Source organism: Parahalioglobus pacificus, from assembly GCF_014652275.1.
Taxonomy (GTDB): Bacteria; Pseudomonadota; Gammaproteobacteria; order Pseudomonadales; family Halieaceae; genus Parahalioglobus; species Parahalioglobus pacificus.
The window spans coordinates 546,863-566,686 of sequence record NZ_BMYM01000002.1 but is presented as its reverse complement, the minus strand read 5'-3'; the positions used below and the strand labels follow the sequence as shown (position 1 = coordinate 566,686).

At 59.2% G+C, this 19,824-nt stretch carries 18 protein-coding genes; 6 read left to right on the top strand and 12 right to left on the bottom strand.

Features of this window, described 5'->3' with window-relative positions; translation table 11 throughout:
- Positions 1-52 precede the first annotated feature (52 nt).
- The 7 genes from IE089_RS11375 to IE089_RS11345 form a co-directional block, all read right to left on the bottom strand.
- A complete protein-coding gene (locus IE089_RS11375) occupies positions 53-1,756 on the bottom strand; it encodes a GMC oxidoreductase (protein ID WP_189477932.1) in 1,704 nt (567 codons plus the stop codon).
- On the bottom strand, positions 1,756-2,391 hold the full coding sequence (locus tag IE089_RS11370) for a gluconate 2-dehydrogenase subunit 3 family protein (RefSeq protein WP_189477931.1): 636 nt from the start codon (positions 2,389-2,391) through the stop codon (positions 1,756-1,758). The genes IE089_RS11375 and IE089_RS11370 overlap by 1 nt, the downstream gene beginning before the upstream one ends.
- A complete protein-coding gene (locus IE089_RS11365) occupies positions 2,388-2,636 on the bottom strand; it encodes a hypothetical protein (RefSeq protein WP_189477930.1) in 249 nt (82 codons plus the stop codon). The genes IE089_RS11370 and IE089_RS11365 overlap by 4 nt, the downstream gene beginning before the upstream one ends.
- Before the next feature lie 206 nt (positions 2,637-2,842).
- Positions 2,843-3,622: an acetoacetate decarboxylase family protein gene (locus IE089_RS11360; protein ID WP_189477929.1), complete on the bottom strand. Its 780-nt coding sequence runs from the start codon at positions 3,620-3,622 to the stop codon at positions 2,843-2,845.
- A 40-nt stretch (positions 3,623-3,662) separates the two neighbouring features.
- Positions 3,663-4,544, bottom strand: coding sequence for an SDR family NAD(P)-dependent oxidoreductase (locus IE089_RS11355; protein WP_189477928.1), 882 nt, complete (start codon positions 4,542-4,544; stop codon positions 3,663-3,665).
- A 2-nt stretch (positions 4,545-4,546) separates the two neighbouring features.
- Complete coding sequence (locus IE089_RS11350) at positions 4,547-5,518, bottom strand: Rieske 2Fe-2S domain-containing protein (RefSeq protein ID WP_189477927.1); 972 nt, start codon at positions 5,516-5,518, stop codon at positions 4,547-4,549.
- 33 nt (positions 5,519-5,551) lie between these two features.
- On the bottom strand, positions 5,552-6,766 hold the full coding sequence (locus IE089_RS11345) for an amidohydrolase family protein (RefSeq protein ID WP_189477926.1): 1,215 nt from the start codon (positions 6,764-6,766) through the stop codon (positions 5,552-5,554).
- A 168-nt stretch (positions 6,767-6,934) separates the two neighbouring features.
- Between IE089_RS11345 and IE089_RS11340 the strand changes: the two genes are divergently transcribed.
- The 3 genes from IE089_RS11340 (at position 6,935) to IE089_RS11330 (ending at position 9,436) form a co-directional block, all read left to right on the top strand.
- Entirely contained in the window at positions 6,935-7,561 is a 627-nt protein-coding gene (locus IE089_RS11340; RefSeq protein WP_189477925.1) for a TetR/AcrR family transcriptional regulator, read from the top strand.
- A gap of 115 nt (positions 7,562-7,676) precedes the next feature.
- Complete coding sequence (locus IE089_RS11335) at positions 7,677-8,660, top strand: NAD(P)H-quinone oxidoreductase (protein WP_189477924.1); 984 nt, start codon at positions 7,677-7,679, stop codon at positions 8,658-8,660.
- Between the two features lie 29 nt (positions 8,661-8,689).
- Positions 8,690-9,436 carry an SDR family NAD(P)-dependent oxidoreductase gene (locus IE089_RS11330; RefSeq protein ID WP_189477923.1) on the top strand — a complete coding sequence of 249 codons (747 nt, stop codon included), beginning with the start codon at positions 8,690-8,692 and terminating at the stop codon, positions 9,434-9,436.
- 3 nt (positions 9,437-9,439) lie between these two features.
- On the opposite strand, the gene IE089_RS11325 is transcribed toward IE089_RS11330, so the two are convergent.
- The gene (locus tag IE089_RS11325) at positions 9,440-10,975 is read right to left on the bottom strand and encodes an arylsulfatase (protein WP_189477922.1); all 1,536 of its coding nucleotides are present in this window, start codon (positions 10,973-10,975) and stop codon (positions 9,440-9,442) included.
- Between the two features lie 171 nt (positions 10,976-11,146).
- On the opposite strand from IE089_RS11325, the gene IE089_RS11320 reads away from it, so the two are divergent.
- Together IE089_RS11320 and IE089_RS11315 are read left to right on the top strand one after the other, a co-directional pair.
- Positions 11,147-14,017 carry a S8 family peptidase gene (locus IE089_RS11320; protein WP_189477921.1) on the top strand — a complete coding sequence of 957 codons (2,871 nt, stop codon included), beginning with the start codon at positions 11,147-11,149 and terminating at the stop codon, positions 14,015-14,017.
- Between the two features lie 6 nt (positions 14,018-14,023).
- Positions 14,024-15,589, top strand: coding sequence for an MltF family protein (locus tag IE089_RS11315; protein ID WP_229802720.1), 1,566 nt, complete (start codon positions 14,024-14,026; stop codon positions 15,587-15,589).
- 19 nt (positions 15,590-15,608) lie between these two features.
- Here the strand turns inward: IE089_RS11315 and IE089_RS11310 are convergent, their stop codons facing one another.
- The 4 genes from IE089_RS11310 to IE089_RS11295 form a co-directional block, all read right to left on the bottom strand.
- Entirely contained in the window at positions 15,609-16,685 is a 1,077-nt protein-coding gene (locus tag IE089_RS11310; RefSeq protein WP_268248004.1) for an MBL fold metallo-hydrolase, read from the bottom strand.
- Between the two features lie 21 nt (positions 16,686-16,706).
- A complete protein-coding gene (locus tag IE089_RS11305; protein ID WP_189477919.1) occupies positions 16,707-17,006 on the bottom strand; it encodes a hypothetical protein in 300 nt (99 codons plus the stop codon).
- 62 nt (positions 17,007-17,068) lie between these two features.
- Entirely contained in the window at positions 17,069-18,058 is a 990-nt protein-coding gene (locus tag IE089_RS11300; protein ID WP_189477918.1) for an NAD-dependent epimerase/dehydratase family protein, read from the bottom strand.
- A 135-nt stretch (positions 18,059-18,193) separates the two neighbouring features.
- Entirely contained in the window at positions 18,194-18,646 is a 453-nt protein-coding gene (locus IE089_RS11295) for a hypothetical protein (RefSeq protein WP_189477917.1), read from the bottom strand.
- 56 nt (positions 18,647-18,702) lie between these two features.
- Between IE089_RS11295 and IE089_RS11290 the strand changes: the two genes are divergently transcribed.
- Positions 18,703-19,806: a PQQ-dependent sugar dehydrogenase gene (locus IE089_RS11290; RefSeq protein ID WP_189477916.1), complete on the top strand. Its 1,104-nt coding sequence runs from the start codon at positions 18,703-18,705 to the stop codon at positions 19,804-19,806.
- The last annotated feature ends 18 nt before the right edge of the window (positions 19,807-19,824 follow it).

Sequence of the window (19,824 nt, the reverse complement as noted above, 5' to 3'; positions counted from 1 at the left end):
CGTGGCTGGCCGCTAACTATAGATCATTTCCCCAAACCCGTAACCGCTCGGGCTAAGCACTGTTGGCCGTCTGCAATTGCTTCACAGCATAGTCGCAAGCGCGGGCAGTGAACGCCATGTAGGTCAGCGAAGGATTCACACAGGACGCCGAGGTCATGAACGAACCGTCTGTGACGAATAGATTGTCGACCTCGTGCGCCTGGTTAAAGCCATTCAGGGCCGAGGTTGCGGGGTCGCGACCCATGCGCACTGTGCCCATTTCATGAATGGCGTCACCGCCCACATCGAGGTTTTCCGTGCTGTCCGTGACATCGATGCTTACCGCACCGGCGGCACGCAAGATGCGCCCGGCCTGTACACCGCTGTCCAGAGCGGCATTGCGTTCGTTATCACTCCAGGTAAATTCCGTCACCAACTGCGGGATACCAAAACGGTCCGTCTTGTTCGCATGCAGGTACAGTCGGTTGCTCGCCCGCGGCAGGCATTCCACAAAGGCGCGAAGCGCCCATATCCAGATCGGCATGGGCTTGGCCAACTGCGCCTTGTAATCGGCACCGAAGCCGCGCTGATTGAAGGTGGTCTCCCAGTCCGGCCGCAGCGGCAGGCATTGATAGCCATAGCCCCGCAGGAAGTTCGCGTCTTGGTCCTGCTCGCCGACATTGCGGAAGCGCGGTATATAAAGCCCGTTGGGCCTGTCGCCGAGGTAGTATCGGTCGGCGTCATCCACAAAGAATCCAGTGTGGGACAGCGCCAAGTGGTCCATCAGGTATTTGCCCACCACGCCACTGCCATTGGCCAGACCCTGCGGGTGCTGCTCGCTGGCCGAGTTCAACAGAATCTGGGTGGACGCCAACGTTGAGGCGCACAGGAAGACAAGCCGGGCGGAAAAGCGCTGTCGCTCACCGGTCTCGGTATCCACAGTGAGCACGCCGGTCACCCGGCGACCGCATTCATCGTGCTCTAGTCGTTCAACCACACGGTTGGGCAGCAGGGTCATGTTGCCGGTGGCCTCGGCGGCGGGCAGGGTGGAGCTTTGTGAACTGAAGTAGCTGCCGGTGGAACAGCCACGCTGGCAGGGACCGCAGTAGTGGCAGGCGGCCCGTCCGTTGTGATCCTGGGTCAGGATGGCCACCCGGCCCATGGTGATGGGAATCTCTGGGACCTTCTTTTTCATGCGCGCGATGGCAGTTTTTTCCAGCGCGTAGTAATCCATCGGCGGCAGAAACTCGCTGTCCGGCAGCTGCGGCAGACCCTCTGCCTGGCCGCTCACACCAATGAACTTCTCTACATGGCTGTACCAGGGTGCAATGTCCGCATAGCGCACGGGCCAATCAACGGCGCTACCGTCATCGCGGTTAGCAGTGAAATCCTGCTCGCTCCAGCGGTAGACCTGTCGGCCCCACAAGAGACTGCGGCCGCCCACCACATCAGCGCGCATCCAGTTAAAGGGTTTATCCGGGGTGCGTACATAAGGGTTCAGCCTATCGTTGTTCCAGTACTGAAGCGTGGTCTCGCCGAAGGCATAGGAGTTCTGCTGGATGAAGTACTCGCGGCTGTCCCGCTCCCGATTCGGCAGACCGTAGTAGGGCTCCTGGTAGCTTTGGGCATGCTCGCCGTAATAGTCCACGGCATGGCGAATATTGCGCCCCCGGTCCAGCACCAGTACTTTCAGACCCCGCTCGGTGAGCTCCTTGGCTGCCCACCCCCCCGAAATACCCGAGCCGACAACAATGGCGTCAAAATCTGTTGCTTCCATCAGCTGGACTCCCTGGCTATGGCTCGCAGCAGCGTGTGCTTGCTGTAGGCACTGTCAGTGGCAAGCAGCGGAATGTCCCCGTCAAATGTCCCCATGGGGTTGGGACGCAAAAACTCACGACTGCCCTCTCGCGACAGCATAAAGCCCAGCACCGTCAGCTCCTTGAAGGCGCAAATGAAAGGCGCCTCCGGGTCCCAGGTGCGCAGGGTATTAGCAAACTGGTACCAAGGCGCATCCGCTGCCTCGTCCTCGAGCGCTTCCAGCAATGCAAGCTGCTTCGGGGCCGGCAGTGCAGAGAAGTCGCCTCCCGCCCTGGCCTGCAAGTCTTCCAGGCCCCCCATAAAATTCGCCCGCTCTTCATCAGTGAGCCAGTCCGACACCATCAACTCAATGAAACGCGGTACGCCCGCATCCAGCGCGCCGGGTGTGCCTGTGATGGGAATCGTAATATCGGCAGCCGCGGCAACAGCCGCACGCTGCGCGTCGGTAAAGAAGTCTGCGGTGGCAGTTTCGATGTAAGGCGCCCTGGCAGACAGGTATTTGGACTGTGCCTGTGACAGTGCCCAACTGCCTGGAGTTACTGCGGTACCACTGACCAGCAGCGCCGCGCACTGCAGCAATTCTCGTCGGTTCATGCCTGCCTCCTCTGCTGCAGCCAATACACCAATGCAGCAACCAATACGCCGACCAGCAGATTCACGGGCAACTGCCATGGCCAGAGACTGTAGAAATAGCCCGCACCGCGAAACGCACTGTAGCCGTTGTACAGCGGGACAAACCCGGTCGCATGACTCAGTTCGTAAAACAGCCAGCCAGTTGGCTCCAGGCCTAGCTGCAGGTAGAGGCAGACCAGCGCCCCGATGATCAGTGGTTTTATCATTATTCGTGTCTCGCCGGGCGAACATCCGGCTAGTGTAACAAGTTCCGAATCGTCGTCAGTGCCGGATACCCGATACGCTGCACCGTGGCACCGCCAGGGGCAGTGGAAACACCAAGGATGATCGCTGACGAAGGCTAAAGCGCCGGGGAAAGGCCAAAAAAAACCGCGAACCCAGGTCCGCGGTTTTCGTGAGACAGCCTATTTCATCAGTCGCGCTTGGGACCACCATTGGTGCCGGGGTAGCGCGAGCCAGAAATCGTATCCACATAGGGCAGGAAGCCCTCGGGATCCAGTTTACCGGCCAACTTGATTTCGCGATCCAGGAAGATTGGCCACCAGAGGTGTGCCGACACCTGCTCGCGCATGGGCAACAGTGTTGTCAGAGGGTCCCAGGGGCTGTCGCGCAGCACCAGCTCACCCTCAACTTCTTCGCGCCATGCGGTACCGTACTTGCTACGCACGTGAACAACATGGGGCGGGAAGTCGTAACCCGTTGCCGGGCCACCCACGCTGACCGCGCGCGAGACCTTGATCCACCATTCGTGCTGATCGAACTCAGGCAGCGGATCAACAGGGCCCTTTGACATGCCTTTGAACTCAACAAAGGTGTAGCCCTGGTGCACACAGCGGGCGCTCACCGAGGGCCCCAACCGATAAAACTCGGTTTCGCAGGGGTACTTTGGCTGACCGTTGGTTTCCTGGCTGATAAAAATGGCCGATTCCTGATCGATGCCGTAGCCCAGCGTGTACTCGCCCGCAGTGCCCTGATAGTCAGCGTCCACAGTCGTCACGATGCCGTACTCGGGCTCATCGGGTACCGGGAAGTTATAGATGGTCAGATTAACGTGAGGATTAGCACCGGGCTCAATGCCCGGGGGCAGAAGCGCAGCGATTTTATCCGGGTCGGTGCGATACACAATCTTGAGCATCGGCCAATTTACGATATCACCGGGATTACCCTGGGGAGCGCCTGTTTCGTTGGTCATGGTGTTTTCCCTGTTTGTTATTACTAGGTGGGTGTTGGCTCTAGGCGCCAACCATTTCCGGAACCGGCGTGCTGCGCTCGAGAATCATGGCAGCGCGCCTGCGAATCTTGTCATCAGTATCGGGGGTAGTTTCCAGCAGCCAGAAAGCGTCTTTCTCCAGACCCGCAATGGCCATGGCAGCTACCTCATCCGGGTGCGTGGTTTCCAGCTCTATGCCCCACTCCGCCGCCATGCGCTTCATATCATCTACAGAGTTGATACCCGACTCGTTACCCTCGACCTCTTTCTTGAGCTCTTCGGGGCGAACACGCCCTGAATTGAACAGGCCCGTGTCTACCACATGGGGCCCCGGGAAAAGGGCGCTAACAACCACCTGCAGCCCTCCCGCTGTCACTTGGTAGTGCAGGTTCTCGGTGATGGCGTGCACCGCTGCTTTACTGGCGGTGTAAATGGGCGCATCTGGCAGAATAACGAAGGCACCATTACTGGAGCCGGTGACGACGAAATGGGTTTTGTCTGCGCGCGCGATCAGGCGAGGCATAAACACTTTAATGCTGTTAATAACGCCCCACAGATTGACATCCAGGCACCAGCGCCAGTCCTTGTCTGAGTAATCCCAGAGTGCACCGGACTCGCCTGCGCCAATGCCCGCATTGGCGAACACCAAATCGATGCCGCCAAAGGCCTCTGTGGCCGCGTCCGCCGCAGCGGTGAGGCTTTCTTCCGAGGTGACGTCACAACGGACCACACGCGCGTCGATATTCTCGCTCGCGAGATCAGCCTCAATCTGCTGCATGGCGTTGCTATCGACATCACCCACCACTATGCGGGCACCCTTCGCGCCCAGAGCAAAGGCCAATGAACGCCCTATGCCACTGGCACCGCCAGTGATCAGGGCAACCTTACCGCTAAAGTCCTGCATGCTCAGGCAATCTCCCGCTTGTCTTTCTCGGTCAGGTAGAACTGACGCACCCACTTACGGAATAGGACCAGTGTCTTATCCGCCTTACAGAAAAGCGGCTTGTGCTTGTGCACCTTGTTAGCCCAGATCGGGTAGTCGTCGGACAGGCCGTCAATGATTCCCTGCATCACATCGTCGCCCGCCAGATCTTCAATCTCTTTCCGAACAATCAAAGACCAACGCATCTTAGTGTTGTGTCTATCGATGGGCTGGGCACTGTTGTACACCAACATCTCGGCGCCGGGGCCGTAATCGGTGTGCACCAGCGCGTGGCCGGGGGAGTACACCGTGGCGTGCAACTGGTTGGGGATGGGCGCGTTCGACGCATCTGAATTCAGGTGCAGAATGCGGCCGTTATCCTCGATGGTTACCTCGGAGGGTGGCACGTCCGGTTGCTTGTGCACGTACTGGAAGTGGACGGGGTCGCAGGCATTCTCAGCAATATCCTGAATATGAGCAGGAACGTCGAACTCTGCAAAACGCGGCAGCGTCCAGCCCTCGGCACCAAACTGGGGGATGTCCGGCAATTCCCAATGCGGGCCGGTATTCTCAGGGTGGAACCACACCCAGATCTGGCCGTGCTTCTCTTCGGTGTGCCAGGTGCGAATCCGCGCGCGCTCGGGAATGTCCTCGCAGTACGGAATCTCCTCACATACGCCGTCAGTGCCAAAGCGCCAACCGTGGAAGGGGCAGCGAATGGACTCACCCACAACACGGCCTTCCACACCCAGGTGTGCACCCAGGTGCGGGCAAAAGGCGTCCTGCAGTACGACGGCGCCAGAGCGCGTGCGGTACAGCGCGAGCTCCCGGTCGAAGGCGGTTACGTTGGTAACCTCGCCAATTTGCAGCTCGTGGCTGCGCCCTACGGTGTACCAGCCCATAGGAAAATCAGGGGTGGTGTTCGTGCGTGATTCGCAAGCTTCAACAATCGTCATGGTGACTCCTCGCTGTCAGTGTTGCCGCTGTATTCAATGGAAAAGTTCGTTCGTGGGCCCGATCTCCGCGGCCACCTCTGCCAGGTGGTTGCGGTCCAGCCCATAAAAGTTAATCGCGTTTTCGCCCAGGATTTTTCGCCCCGCATCTTCCGGGAAGTCTGCGAAGGTTTGCTTGTAGTACTCGGCGGTGTTTGGCCAGGTGCCCTCGGGGTGAGGGAAATCACTGCCCCACATAATCAGCTCCGCGCCAATCACGTCCCGAATATCCAGATCGGCCCGGGGTACACAGGAAGCCCCGATACCGCAGTTGCGCGCAAAGTACTCACTGGGCGCCATGGACAGGTGTGAACGGAAGTCGCCCAGCTTCGCCGAGAACTGCACATCGGTGTAGTTGTGGTCCAGCAGGCGCAGCCACGGCGGAATCATGAACAGTGTGCCGCCCTCGACGATCATGGCCTTGAGGCGCGGGAAGCGCTCAAACACACCACCCCAGATCATGAAGGTTAGCGGGCGGTACAACCACCACATCACCTCAGACACATAAGCACCCATAGCGCCGGGCAGCTGTTCGCTGTTGTCCACCGTGGGCCACTCGGGACCAAAATACTCAGGATGTGGCGCTGGGCCAGAGTGGAAATGGATAACCACACCCAGGTCTTCACACACTTCCCAAAAGGGGTCGTACTTGGTGTGGTGGTAGGGGTCATGCTCCAACCACATGGTCGGTATCATCACGCAGCGCAGCCCGTTATCCACGCACCAGCGCACCGCCTCTACCGCCTGCTGCACATCGAATAGCAACGGAATCGAAGCGACACCCAGATGTCTCGCAGGGTCATTGGCACACAGCTCCGCCAACCAGCGGTTATGGGCCATGGCACCCGCCCACTGCAATTCGGGCACTGCCTGGCGTGGGCTCAGGCCCAAACCGGCACCGAAGGGCGGCGTATTCTGCTCAGTAATCCCATCGGGGAAAATAATCTCCGCAGAAATACCGTCCTGGGCCAGCATCTTTTCCCGCTGCTTGTAGTCCCAGGCACCAGTGAGTTCACTCCGGATGGGTTCGCGCCAGGCGTCATTGATTTCCTTGATCAGGAAACTCTCGGAGGCCTTGTCCATCATTTCGACCTGGACGGGAACAGCCATATCCATCACCTCGTGGTACTTACTCTCCACGTAGGGCTTGTAGTCGGCAATGGGCAGACCGGCATGGCAGTCTGTGGACACTACGATCAGGCGTTCAGACATGGTGTAGCTCGTTTCTAATGTGTTCTCACTGTTGTCATCAGGGTGCAAGGGCCGCTTCGCAGCGCCTGTGCCGCGGCAGGCGATAGCGCCACATTTGAGCAAACTTGCACATATGTCTACAAATTAGTTTAATGGAATCCGGTTTGCAACCACCAAAACAGCAAAAGCATGGACACAATTGCGGAGCCGCCGGTCAGTCGGCGGGAAAAGCGTAAGCAGGAAATCCGGGCGCGCATCGAAGACGCCGCCTATCAGCTGTTCAAGAGCCAGGGCGTCGACGACACCTCTATTGAACAAATCTGCGAAGCTGCCGATGTGGCCAGGCGAACCTTCTACGGGTATTTCCCCAACAAACACGCGCTGCTAGGCGGGCTGGGCATCAGCCGACTGTACAGTCAGTCAGAGCCTATGCTTCGGGAGCTGATGACCAACCACCACAGCACCCGTGCGCGTCTGGCCGCCATGATCGACTACATCGAGACGCGGTTTGCCAGTTATGAAGACATCGACAGGCAGCTCATCTTGCTGGCACCCTCATCATTTGCCAACAACACCGAGCAGCAGCGAGAGATCGGCAGTAGCGCACTGGCCAGTTTCACAGAGCTGATTGAAGCTGGCCGGGAGCTGGGCGATGCCACTGACCGCTTTTCACCCGACATGCTCGCAAGCGTCGTGGTTGGCACCCTGAACTCCCTCACCACCAGCTGGGCCTTCGACAGCGAATTCCCCATCTTCGCCAAACTGGAAGAGGCACGCGGACTGTTTGAAACGCTGATCTGCACGGACACTGGCTGAGACCGCAGGCGACATAGCCACACCTTTGGGCCTCGCCCAAACTGAGCAGCACTGATGCACTGGCGCTGAGCGCCGTAACTGGCCAGAATCGCGCCCCGGACTCAGGAGACCCGCTATGCCCAGCGAATACCGCTACGTTGCCATCGATGAAAACGACCGTTCACTCTCGGTAGCCACCGGCACCCCACCCACACCGGGCCCCGGTGAACTGCTGATTGACGTTGCCGCTGCCGGTCTCAATCGGGCAGACCTGCTGCAGCGTGCCGGTTTATACCCACCACCCCCGGACGCGTCTCCCCTCATGGGTCTGGAAGTCGCCGGCACAGTGATAGCCGTTGGCCCGGAGGTGAATGGCTGGGCAGTCGGCGACGCGGTATGCGCCCTGACCCACGGAGGCGGCTATGCCAGTCACGCCGTCGCACCTGTGGGGCAGTGCCTACCCATTCCCAGAGACTTCAGCATGGGAGAGGCAGCTTCGCTGCCGGAAGCACTGCTGACGGTCTGGCACAACCTGTTTCAGCGGGCGGGACTCAAGGCAGGCGAGAAAGTCCTGATTCACGGTGGCGCCAGCGGGATAGGCACCTTGGGCGTGAGAATCTGTAAGGTCCTTGGGGCCGAGGTCTACACCACGGCAGGTACCGCCGAAAAGTGTGAAGCACTGACCTCACTGGGCGCCACCGTCGCCTTCAACTACCGGGAACAGGACTTTGAAGCCGAGCTCACCGAACTGGGCCTCAATAACCAGATCAACGTGATACTGGATATGGTGGGCGGTGACTTCGTCCAAAAAAATATCAATGTGGCGGCCCCCGAGGGCCGGCTCGTGTCCATCGCATTTATCCGCGGCTTCGAAGCGCAACTGAACCTGGCGCCACTACTGATGAAACGGCTGACGCTCACAGGCTCCACGCTTAGGGCACAAAGTTTTGCTCAGAAGGCTGTGATGGTAGAAGAGATTATGACTACCGTTTATCCCCACCTGGAGAGCGGCGCAATTCGACCGGTCGTGGATACCGTATTCCCGCTGGAGGAAGTCGAACGCGCTCATGCGCGCATGCAGGAAGGCACCCACATGGGCAAGATCATCCTTCAACTTTGAGATAACAATCACACAGGGGATAAGGATAGATGACATCCTTCAATGACAAAGTGATTCTGGTCACCGGCGCAGGCTCAGGTATCGGGCGCGCCACTGCCCTGCATTTTGCCCGCCTTGGGGCCAGGGTTTTCGCAGCCGACATTAATACGCAGGGGCTGGCAGAAACGCTGGCATCGTTGGACCCGGCCAAAGCAGACAGCACCACACTGGATGTTTCCGATGCCGAGCAGTGCCAGGCTGCCGTCGATCAGTGCCTGGCACGTTTCGACCGCCTGGATGTGCTGTGCAACATTGCAGGCATCCCCTTGTGCGAGCATGTGACGGCGATCACCGACGCCCAGTGGCAGCAGCAACTGGACGTTAATCTGAGCGGCGTGTTTTACATGACCCGCGCCGCCCTGCCTGCACTGGAGGCATCCGGCGGCAACCTGATCAACATGTCTTCATCTGCCGGGCTGGTCGGGCAGGCCTACAATGCGGCCTACTGCGCCACCAAAGCCGGCGTGCTGATGTTCACCAAGGCCGTGGCCATTGAATATTCGCAGCGCGGCGTGCGGGCCAACGCGGTGTGCCCGGGCATGGTAAAAACGCCCTTGGCGCTGAATTTCACTATGCCGGAGGGCGCCGATCTCAACTTGTTGGCCAGGCTCAACCCCCTATTGGAAGGCGCTGAACCCGAGGAGGTCGCTGCTGCCATCGCTTATCTGGCCAGCGATGAAGCGCGCTTTGTGACAGGGGCGGCCCTGCCCATAGACGGGGCACAGACCGCCGGCTAAGTGCTAACCCTGCGGCTGTGCGCCGCGGGCGCGCATCTGCAGCATTTGTTGCATCTGCTGCATGATGCGATCGATGGTAAAGCTGGCGGTAGGTTGGCGCGGCGGGTACTGCCGGAAGGTGCCCAACCACTGCCCCACTTCCTGTTGCACCGGCACAAACAGCCACAGCTGATCAGCAAAGAATCGCGTGTACATCTGTGAATCCAGTGACGCCTCATAGGGATCGCTGCGCAGGTGCACCATGCGCGGGAAGTTCAGCGGTTCACGCGGACCACCCCAGCCGTCGGGCATGGTGGCGAAGTGGATTTTCCAGTCACCCCAGCGAATCGCATTGAAGTTGGCATTGTCATCAAAATAGAAAACACTCTTGCGCTGGCCTTCACCGGCGCCGCTTAGCAGCGCGCTCTGATCGTAGCCATCTAGGTGAACCTTGAAGTTCTTGCCGCCGGCACGGTGACCCTGCAGTAGCTTCTCTTTGATGCCGGGCTCTCCCGCCGCGGACATCAGGGTGGGCACCCAGTCCAGATGTGACATCACGTCATTGATAACGCGGCCCGGCTCAACCACGCCCGGCCAACGGATCATCGCCGGCACCCGGAAGCCACCCTCCCAGGTACTGCCCTTTTCACCCCGGAAAGGCTCCATGCCGCCATCGGGATAGGTATTGGTTTGAGAGCCGTTATCCGTTGAATAAACAACGATCGTATTGTCAGAGATGCCCAGTTCATCCAGCTTATCCAGCAATTGGCCCACGTGGTGATCGTGCTCGGCAAGGCCGTCGGCATACAGTCCATAGCCGGTTTTGCCGTCCCACTCGGGCGACAGGCGCGTCCATATGTGCATTCGGGTGGCGTTGAACCAGACAAAGAAGGGTTTATCGTCCGCGGCAGATTCGTCCATAAACTTCAGCGCTGCGTCGGTGAACTCCTGATCGATGGTCTCCATGCGCTTGCGCGTGAGGGGGCCTGTATCCTCGATCTTGCCGTCAGCGGATGACCGAATCACGCCACGGGGCGCGAACCGCTGTTTGAAGGCCGGGTCCTTGGGATAGAAGTAGGTTTCGGGCTCTTCTTCTGCATTTAGGTGATACAGGTTGCCGAAAAACTCATCGAAGCCGTGATTGCTAGGCAGGAATTCGTCCTTATCACCCAGGTGATTTTTACCGAACTGGCCAGTGGCGTAGCCTTGCGGTTTCAGCAGTTCCGCCAGGGTAGGGTCTTCATCCCTGAGCCCAATATCCGCACCCGGCATGCCCACTTTCAACAGGCCTGTGCGCAGCGGGTGCTGGCCGGTGATAAACGCCGATCTCGCGGCTGTGCAGCTCTGCTCACCGTAGTAGTCGGTGAACATGGCACCTTCATTGGCTATGCGGTCGATGTTCGGGGTGCTGCCGCCTAACATCCCGCGGTGGTAGGCACTGAGGTTTGACCAACCGATATCGTCTCCCCAGATAACCAGAATATTAGGTTTGTCTGCCCCGTATGAGAGCAGGGGTAGGCTGCACACCAAGAGTGCGAGCAAACGAGCGAGCGGACGCATGGTTATTCTCCGTATTATGTGCGTTCAGTATGCGCCACAGACATTAGGACACCATGATCTGAAAGGCCAGAACGGGGGTATGGATAGGGTACGCATCCCGTGACGCTGGCAACTTCGCGCCGGGTATACGGTCAATTCTGGTATCGTTGTTTGCTTATCCGAGGATCCAGCATGCGCTATCTGCACGCGACAGCCTGCGCTACCTTTATCGTTTCACTACTGACCGCTTGCGGCGGGGGAGGCGGTGGAGGCGGCTCATCCGCAGCTGCGCCCGCGCCTTCACCCGCGCCCAACCAGGCACCGATTGCGGAAGCGGGTGCTAATCTCAGTGTCAATCCGGGCAGCGTGGTTACCCTCGACGGCAGCGACAGCCGCGACCCGGATGGATCTATCGCCAGTTATGCCTGGTCGCAGTCCGGCGGCCCACAGGTCGATCTAGAGGGGGCCAATCAGCCCAGCACTTCCTTTACTGCACCTAACGTGAGCCGCCCTACCGACTTCAGTTTCCTCCTTACAGTTACCGACGATGAAGGCAGTTCAGCCAGCGATAGCGTGAACGTCCGGGTTGAAGTACCGGAGGGCACCAGTCGCGTGAGGCTTTCCGGCACCGTGACTCCTGCCGCTGGCCATGACCGCGACAGCGACACCAATGACGAAGGCGAGCGCCCACTGTCGAACGACAGCCCGGGGCAGGCGCAGCCGATCAGTAACCCCGTGACATTGGGCGGCTATGTGAATCAGCCCGGTCAGGGTGCGGATGGGCCGCTGTCACTGGCGGGTGATACCGATGACTTTTTCCGGGTGAATCTGCTGCAGGGCCAACAGGTCACTCTGTTGGTGGCTGATTTTTTCGAGGCGGATGCCGATCTGTTCCTGCTCGATAGCGCCGGTGTGGTGGTGGACTTCTCTGTGGACACTGGCGAGCTGGAGCGTGTGACCGTACCCCAGGATGGGGAGTACCTGATCAATGTCTTCGCCTTCACTGGCGGCACCAGCTACACGCTCGCGATAGGCTCAAATAATGCTGCTTTTGTTGCGTCTGCACCAGACATTGTGCCCTGGCAGGCCGTCGTGCATTACCAGCCCGACACCGACGGCAATGACTCTCAGGCCCTCAGCAGGCGTGAGTCGATAGAACGACGATTAGGAACCCGCCACCGGCGTGGAGGCGAGGGCCGTGCGCGATTGATGACCATGCGCTCTACAGACGCCAGCGATGAGCACCGCAGGAACCGTCTGGGGACCTTGCTGGCGCGCACCGCCACCATCGCCGATGAACAACAGCGAACGCGCCTGGAAACCCTCTACACCATTAAGGCCATGTCACGGCTACCGGGAGTGGCCAGCGCAGAGCCCAACTACCGATTGAAGGCGCATGCCATACCCAATGATGAGGCCTACCCCATTCAATGGCACTACCCGCTGATTCAGTTGCCCACGGCATGGAACACCACGGTAGGTTCGCCCGAAGCCATTGTTGCCGTGATCGATACCGGTATTCTTTCTGCGCACCCAGATCTCGCGGGGCAACTGGTACCCGGCTACGATTTCGTAAGCCCACTGGATCTGGCCCAGGATGGCGATGGCATAGACCCTAACCCGGAAGACCCAGGGGGCAATTCGCCTGCGACGGCGAGCTTTCACGGCACGCACGTAGCAGGCACGGTAGCAGCGCGCGGTAATAACGGTATCGGTGGCGCAGGGGTCGCCTATGGGGCACGCATCATGCCCATCCGCGCCCTGGGTGAAGACTCCGGCACCAGCTTCGATGTGAATCAGGCCATTCGCTTTGCCGCGGGGCTGCCCAATGATTCGGGCACTGTTCCAGCACAACCGGCCAGCGTCATCAACCTCAGTCTGGGTGGTGGCGGTTTTAGTCAGGCCGAACAAAACCTGGTGAATGAAGTACGCAGCCGCGGCATTGTTGTGGTCGCCTCTGCAGGTAACGAGAGCACCGCCGCGCCCGCCTACCCCGCCTCTTATGACGGCGTGATCTCCGTCAGCGCAGTGGACCTGCAGCGACGCCTGGCCGGCTATTCCAATACGGGCAGCCGCATCGATGTGGCCGCGCCCGGCGGCGATGGTAGCGTTGACCTCAACGGCGACGGCTACCCCGATGGTGTGCTCAGTACAGGCGCCTCCGGTAATGGCTTCACCTATCGTTTCCTCAGTGGCACCTCGATGGCAGCGCCGCATGTGGCGGGCGTGATCGCCTTGATGCAGTCGGTGAATCCGAACCTCACACCGGATCAAGTGGACCAATTACTGCGCCGCGGTGAGCTGACCGATGATCTGGGCGCGGCGGGTCGCGACGACCGCTTTGGTCACGGACTGATCAACGCCGAGAAGGCGGTGCGGGCGGCCCTGGCGTTACTGGGGGAGCAACCCGACATTGTTGCGCTGGTCAGCAGTTCAACCAACTCACTGAACTTTGGGCGCGAACTCGATACCCTGGAATTCACTCTCAGCGCCAATGACCAAGCGCAGGTGCTGGGCATCACAACAGACGTGCCCTGGCTTGCCATTACGCCCGTCGCAACAGACAGCAACGGTTTGGGCACCTATGCGGCGGCGTTGTCTCGTGGCGACCTCCTGGAAGGTATCTATCGCGGCACGATAACGGTAACGGCCGATGCCAACACGCTAACGCTACAGGCACTGCTCGCTGTGGGGCAGGCACTGGAAACCGATGTGGGCCTCGTGTACGTGCTACTACTGGATCCGGAGACCGACACCGTAGTGGATCAGTCGCTGGCGAGAGCAGAGGACAACTATCGCTTCGTATTTGAGGAAACAGCAACGGGACGCTACCAGATCGCCGCAGGGACGGACATCGATAACGACCTTTTCATCTGCGATCCCGGTGAAGCCTGCGGCGCCTTCCTGACTCTGGATCAACCCCTAACTGTGGAGCTGGACAGGGATCGGGGCGACATTGAAGTGCCTATCGAGTACCTTATTGCCATCCCAACCACCAACGACGCAGGTAGAGAAACGGCGACCTTAAAGCCACGACTGCCTGCACCTTCGAACGGGAGATAAGGATCGGTGAGTTCCACACTGAAGTATCTGACCCTGACGCTGGGCCTGCTGCTGGTAGCAAGCTGCAGCAGCGACGCACCCGGCGATTCAGACAGTGAGGTCAAGCAGGCGGCCACCGCCAGCACGTCCGAGCAGGAAACAGTTCAACCACATACTGACCAACCCATAGCGACCGAGGCCGCCACCAGCGAAAAGCCGCCGCGCTACGACTCGCTGAGTCTGATCTCCAGCCGCTTGGGCGACCTGGACATGATGGAAGAGTCGCGGGTTATCCGCATGCTGACGGTCTACGGTCCGGGTCGCTACCACCTCGATGGTGCCAACGCCGAGGGGCTGGTGGCCGAAATGGCATCCCTGTTCGAGAAGTTCATCAATAAACACTTGGGCAATGGCTCACTGCGTACGCACGTTGTTGTAATACCCGTCGCCAGGGATGAATTGATTCCGGCCCTGCTGGCCGGCAAGGGCGACATTGTGTCGGCCAGCCTCACCATCACACCGGAACGAGCCGAAGAAGTCGACTTCAGCATCCCCTCCTCCAAGCCTCTATCAGAAATCCTAGTGACAGGTCCCAGCGCGCCCGCGCTCGAAAGTATCGACGGGCTGTCCGGACAAACCTTATTCCTCAGGGAATCCAGCAGCTATCGCGAGAGCGTGGAAGCGCTCAACCAGCGCTTTGCAGCTGCCAATAAGGCGCCTGTGAACATTCATTACATGTCCGAGCTTTTGGAAGACGATGATCTGATCGAGATGGTCAATGCAGGACTGCTGCCCTGGGCCATTGTGGATGAATACAAGCCACAGCTTTGGGAGGGGGTGTTTAACGAGTTGGTTGTGCGCGATGACATCGTGTTCCGCGAGGGCGGCCAACTGGGTTGGGCAATGCGCAAAAACAGCCCCAAGCTTGAGGCCGCGGTAAATGCGTTCCTGAAAAAAAACCGCGAGGGCACGCTGATTGGCAATGTGCTGCGCAACCGCTACATCCGCGACTACGATTACGCCTACGCCGCCAATGCTCTGGGTAGTGAGGAGTACACGCGCTTCCGTGAACTGCAAACGCTGTTCCGGGACTACGGCGAAGAGTATGGCGTCGACTATCTGCTAGCCGCAGCACAGGGGTATCAGGAGTCACGTCTGGACCAAAGCGTGCGCAGCCACGCAGGCGCTATCGGCGTTATGCAGTTACTTCCCACTACCGCTGCCGACCCCAAAGTGGGGATTACCAATATTCATGAGGTAGAGGCGAATATCCACGCCGGCATCAAGTACCTGAACTATCTGCGCAATCGCTACTTCGACGACCCGGCCATTTCGCGTCAGGACCAGACGTTCCTGGCACTGGCCGCCTATAACGCCGGCCCCAGTCGCATGATTAACTTACGCGCCAAGGCCGAAAAAGCCGGCTATGACCCCAATCGCTGGTTCGACAATGTAGAGGTTATCGCCGCCCGGGAAATTGGCGGGGAGACAGTGCAGTACGTGGCCAACATCTACAAGTACTACCTGAGCTATCGCATGGTAGCCATGCAGGAACTGAATCGACTGGAAGCCCGCGAAGACGCAGGCATCTAAAAGAGAGCGTCAGGGCCGATTAAGGATTGCCGGCGCCATTCAAACGCAGACGGGTGTCATCGATGCGAGCCTGCAGCCAATAAATTTCGTAGTCGTTGCGCGCCCCTGCCCTCGCCGCCTCCAGTAGCAGCGTCAACGCTGACTCTCGCGCCTTAAGGGCACCCATTGACGTGGGTTTATCCGCCAGCAATATCTCCAGCACATGCAGGGCTTTAACCGGTTGGGCATCGTCCAGATAGCCTTGTGCCAGCGTCAGCAATGCCTCCTCTCCGGCCAGTGCGCCAAGGTCTGCGTACACGTCGCGTGCAGGCACCGGGTAGAGTTCCGTCGTACTGTCGAAATGGAACCAGGTGGCGTAGTACTCCCAAATACTTTTGACCGCCCAATCGACCTTGCCATGATTCTGGGGCAGATCCAGTTCCGGCGGTAACGAGATTTCACACATCAGTTCGTAAACACTGCGCCCGGCATTCATACCTGCCACGGTCTGGTCGTGCACATACTGCACGGCATCGCGAATACGGGTAATGCCCGCCCTGACCTCTGCCTCACCCTGTGTCGGATTAAGGTGCGAGGGAACCACCGTGTCAATTTCCAGCGCCAGCAGCCTATCCAGTGACTGCACATATTCCATCGGTTTACGGACCTTTTCACCGCGCATGGTGAATACATTGGGAAACTGTGGAAACTGGGGGCCGAAGAAATCGCCGGTAAGGAGTACGCGTTCCCCCGGCAGCCAAAGCACCATGTTGTCGGCACCTTCAGCGCCTGCAGCTGCCATGGCTACAAACTCCACATCGCCAACTGTGAACGCATAGCTATCGCCTTCGGCCACCAGCAGGTCTGGCTGCACACCACCGTATTGCAGCAGCGGAATGTTGCTGGGCCCCTCCGGCATCCAGGGGAACAGGGTACGGTTTCGGCCCCAGAAATACGGCTCGAGCTCGGTAAGGTAGCGCTGTTCTTCGACGAACTGTCGGTGCGCTATCGTCTGCGTTCCCGCCTCCGGCCAAAGCTTGGCGCCACCGATGTGATCGGCGTGGGAGTGACTCAGCACCACGTAACGCACTGGGGCATCAGACACCTGCTTCTTCAGGAGTCGCAGTTGCTGCGCAGACTACAACGCCAGGCCGGTATCGAAAATCACCACGCCATCAGATGTGGTGACCATCACCGTGTTACCCACCCCGGTGGCGTAGTGCACCCGTGGGCTGATCTGGCGAATCTCAATAGGCCGCGCGATCAGGTCGACCGCGGAGCCGTGTGTGCCCTCACCCGCTGCACCCATAGCCGACATACGCTTGGCCGCTGCATCGCCAATCACTGCCAGCGCATGCAACTCGGCGCCACGCTTCAGTGACTTGCCCGCATCATCATCCAGCCACAGCCAGACGCCCGCCGCGGAAAAAAACGGCAAGGAGGGCCAAAAGCCACTGCAAAACGGCGCCCGTTTGTTGCTTGTAATGCATAGAAAGTTACCTATCGGGGGTGGGTCAGATAGTAATCAACAGCGTCTTCGATCGCCTCAGCAACAGGGCGGGGCTGCCAGCCAAGCTCTTTTCGGGCCTTGCTGGCATCAACATTGGGCAGAAGTCGGGAGCACTTGAGCGATGCCACACTGAATCGATTGTCCTTGCCAGTGAGTGAGGAAACTCGGTCAGCGCACCAGGCCATGGCGTAGATTATGGGTAGGGGAATGCGTCGCTTGGGTGGTTCACGGTTTGCACGGGCCGCTGCAATAGCGAACATCTCGTCGTAGTCCAGCCAACGTTCGGCCACGATATAGCGCTCTCCTACCCGGCCCCTGTCCGCCGCCAACAACATGGCCGTGGCAGCGTCTTCAATACCCACACAGGGCCCGCCGCCATCCCACACAGCCGACATGGCACCTGTGGCAACGTCTTTGATCATTTGACCATGCGGCGTCGGCTGCAAGTCGTTACTGCCGTAGGTATTGCCCACACAGCAGGCAACGGCCGGCAGGCCCTTCTCGCGTTGGTAGCGAAAAAGCAGCTCTTCGGCTTGAACGCGACAGCGCACATAGTCTGGCGCCTCATCCCACCAGTCAAAGCCATCGCTTTCGCTGGACACGCCGCTGGCATTGCGGCCAATCGTGGCAAAGGTGCTGGTGAAGACAAACCGCTCTATCGCAGTCTCAAGCGCCATATCCAATACAGTCTGCAAACAGGTGACATTGGTGTGATATAGGGGTGCGGGATCGCGTAACCAGGCTCGCGTGTCTACAACGCAGTAGTACACCGTACTGCAGCCATTCATGGCGCGCCGTAACGCATCTACATCCGAAATGTCGCCCACAACCCGATCGATGGGTAAGTCATCGGTTGCGCGCGTATCGCTGCTGCTGCGCACCATAATGCGAACGTTGCGACCCTGCCCTACCAACGCCCTGACCACATGGCTTCCAAGAAACCCGCTGGCACCGATAACCAGTGCTGTCTGCACGGTCATACTCACCCCACACTGCCGTCACTGCAGGGCTGGATACTAGCAAAGGGGAATGGCGGCGCCAGCGTGGAAAAGCGCCATCTGGGGTGGCGCACTGCGCCAAAGCGCTGTGGGAACCCGTGCGCAGGTGTTAGCCGCTTACAGGGGCTCTGGCTCGTCGAGATTGCGAAGCCATACATAGGCGAGCCCACCCAGCGCGCCCGCCAAGCCCTGGCTCAACAAGCCCAGCACTGTACGTGTGGCGGCGATACCACTGACACCCAGCGCCGCTTTCATCAGTAAATGCAGTGCCACGAGGGCAACGAAGCCGGCAAGCGCGAATATCAGGAAGCGCGACGCAGACAACTTGCGCGACAACCAGCCGGCTACCGGCAAGCTCAAGGTGTAGGCAATCAGGAGGAGGATAAGGTAGCTGGAGGACATACCCACCATATCGTGGAAAGTGGCCCAGGCGCGATCTGCCAGCGGCACCTCCATGCCCAGCGCAGCAATGGCAGCCAGATTAAACTGGGTTGCCAGCCCGCTGGCCAACACGTACGCGAAAATCACCGCGGGGAAAAATGCTTTAAGGGTGTTTACCATGGCATTCATCAGTCACCTTTACTGCGACTATAATGACGCGAACACCCTCTGCTGGAAAGCCCAAGATGCCTAGACTGAAACACCTGGCCCTGATGTTCCTCGCGGGCATGATGCTCAATGCCACGGCGTTTGCTGTCGAGTATGAACTGGAAACTGTCGCCACGGATCTGGACCAGCCCTGGTCAGTGGCCATGCTGCCAGACGCCAGCTTTCTGGTGACACTGCGTCCCGGCGGCCTTGTACACATAAGCCCAGAAGGCGAACAAACCGCCATCTCAGGCGGGCCAGACACGTTTTATGCCGGGCAAGGTGGCTACTTTGATGTGGTATTGCACCCCGACTATGCCGAGAACGGCTGGTTGTATCTGTCCTATGCCCATGGCGACGCGGAGGGCAATGGCACCGCCATCATTCGCGCCAGATTGGAAGACAATCGCCTGGTCGATATCGAGCAAATACTGCTGGTATCACCGCTTAAGGACACGCCACAGCATTACGGTGGTCGGATGGCCTTCAAGAGAGACAACACTTTGCTGGTAACCACTGGAGATGGCTTTGAGTACCGCGAAGCTGCGCAGGACACAAACAGCGAACTGGGCAAGGTACTGCGTATTACCGACAGTGGCGCCACGCCCGACGACAATCCTTTCCCCAATGCCGGCAAAGGCCGGGTCTTCACCTACGGTCATCGCAATCCGCAGGGACTGGTTATTCAGGCCCGCACTGGAGATATCTATATGCACGAACATGGGCCCCGCGGCGGTGATGAGGTGAACCACCTGCTGCGTGGAAGCAACTACGGCTGGCCAATGATCAGTTATGGCCTCGACTACAGCGGCGCCTATGTCTCACCTTTCACCGAGGCGCCCGGCGTCGCCCTGCCCCGTATGTACTGGTCGCCCAGTATTGCCCCCTCGGGCATGGCGTTCTATAACGGCGACCTGTTTCCCGAGTGGAAAGGCCAAATGTTCATCGGTGCGCTGGTTGATCAGGATGTACGGCGCCTGGTGCTAGAAGACGGCCAGTTGATCGAGGAAGAGCGACTGTTCCGGGAACTGGAACAGCGGATTCGGGATGTACGTGACCTCGGTGACGGCTACCTGTACCTGCTGACGGACAGCGCCACCGGCAGTCTAATACGCGTGCGCCCGGCAAGCCGGGCGCAGTAGAGAGTGAGCAGGGCCTGC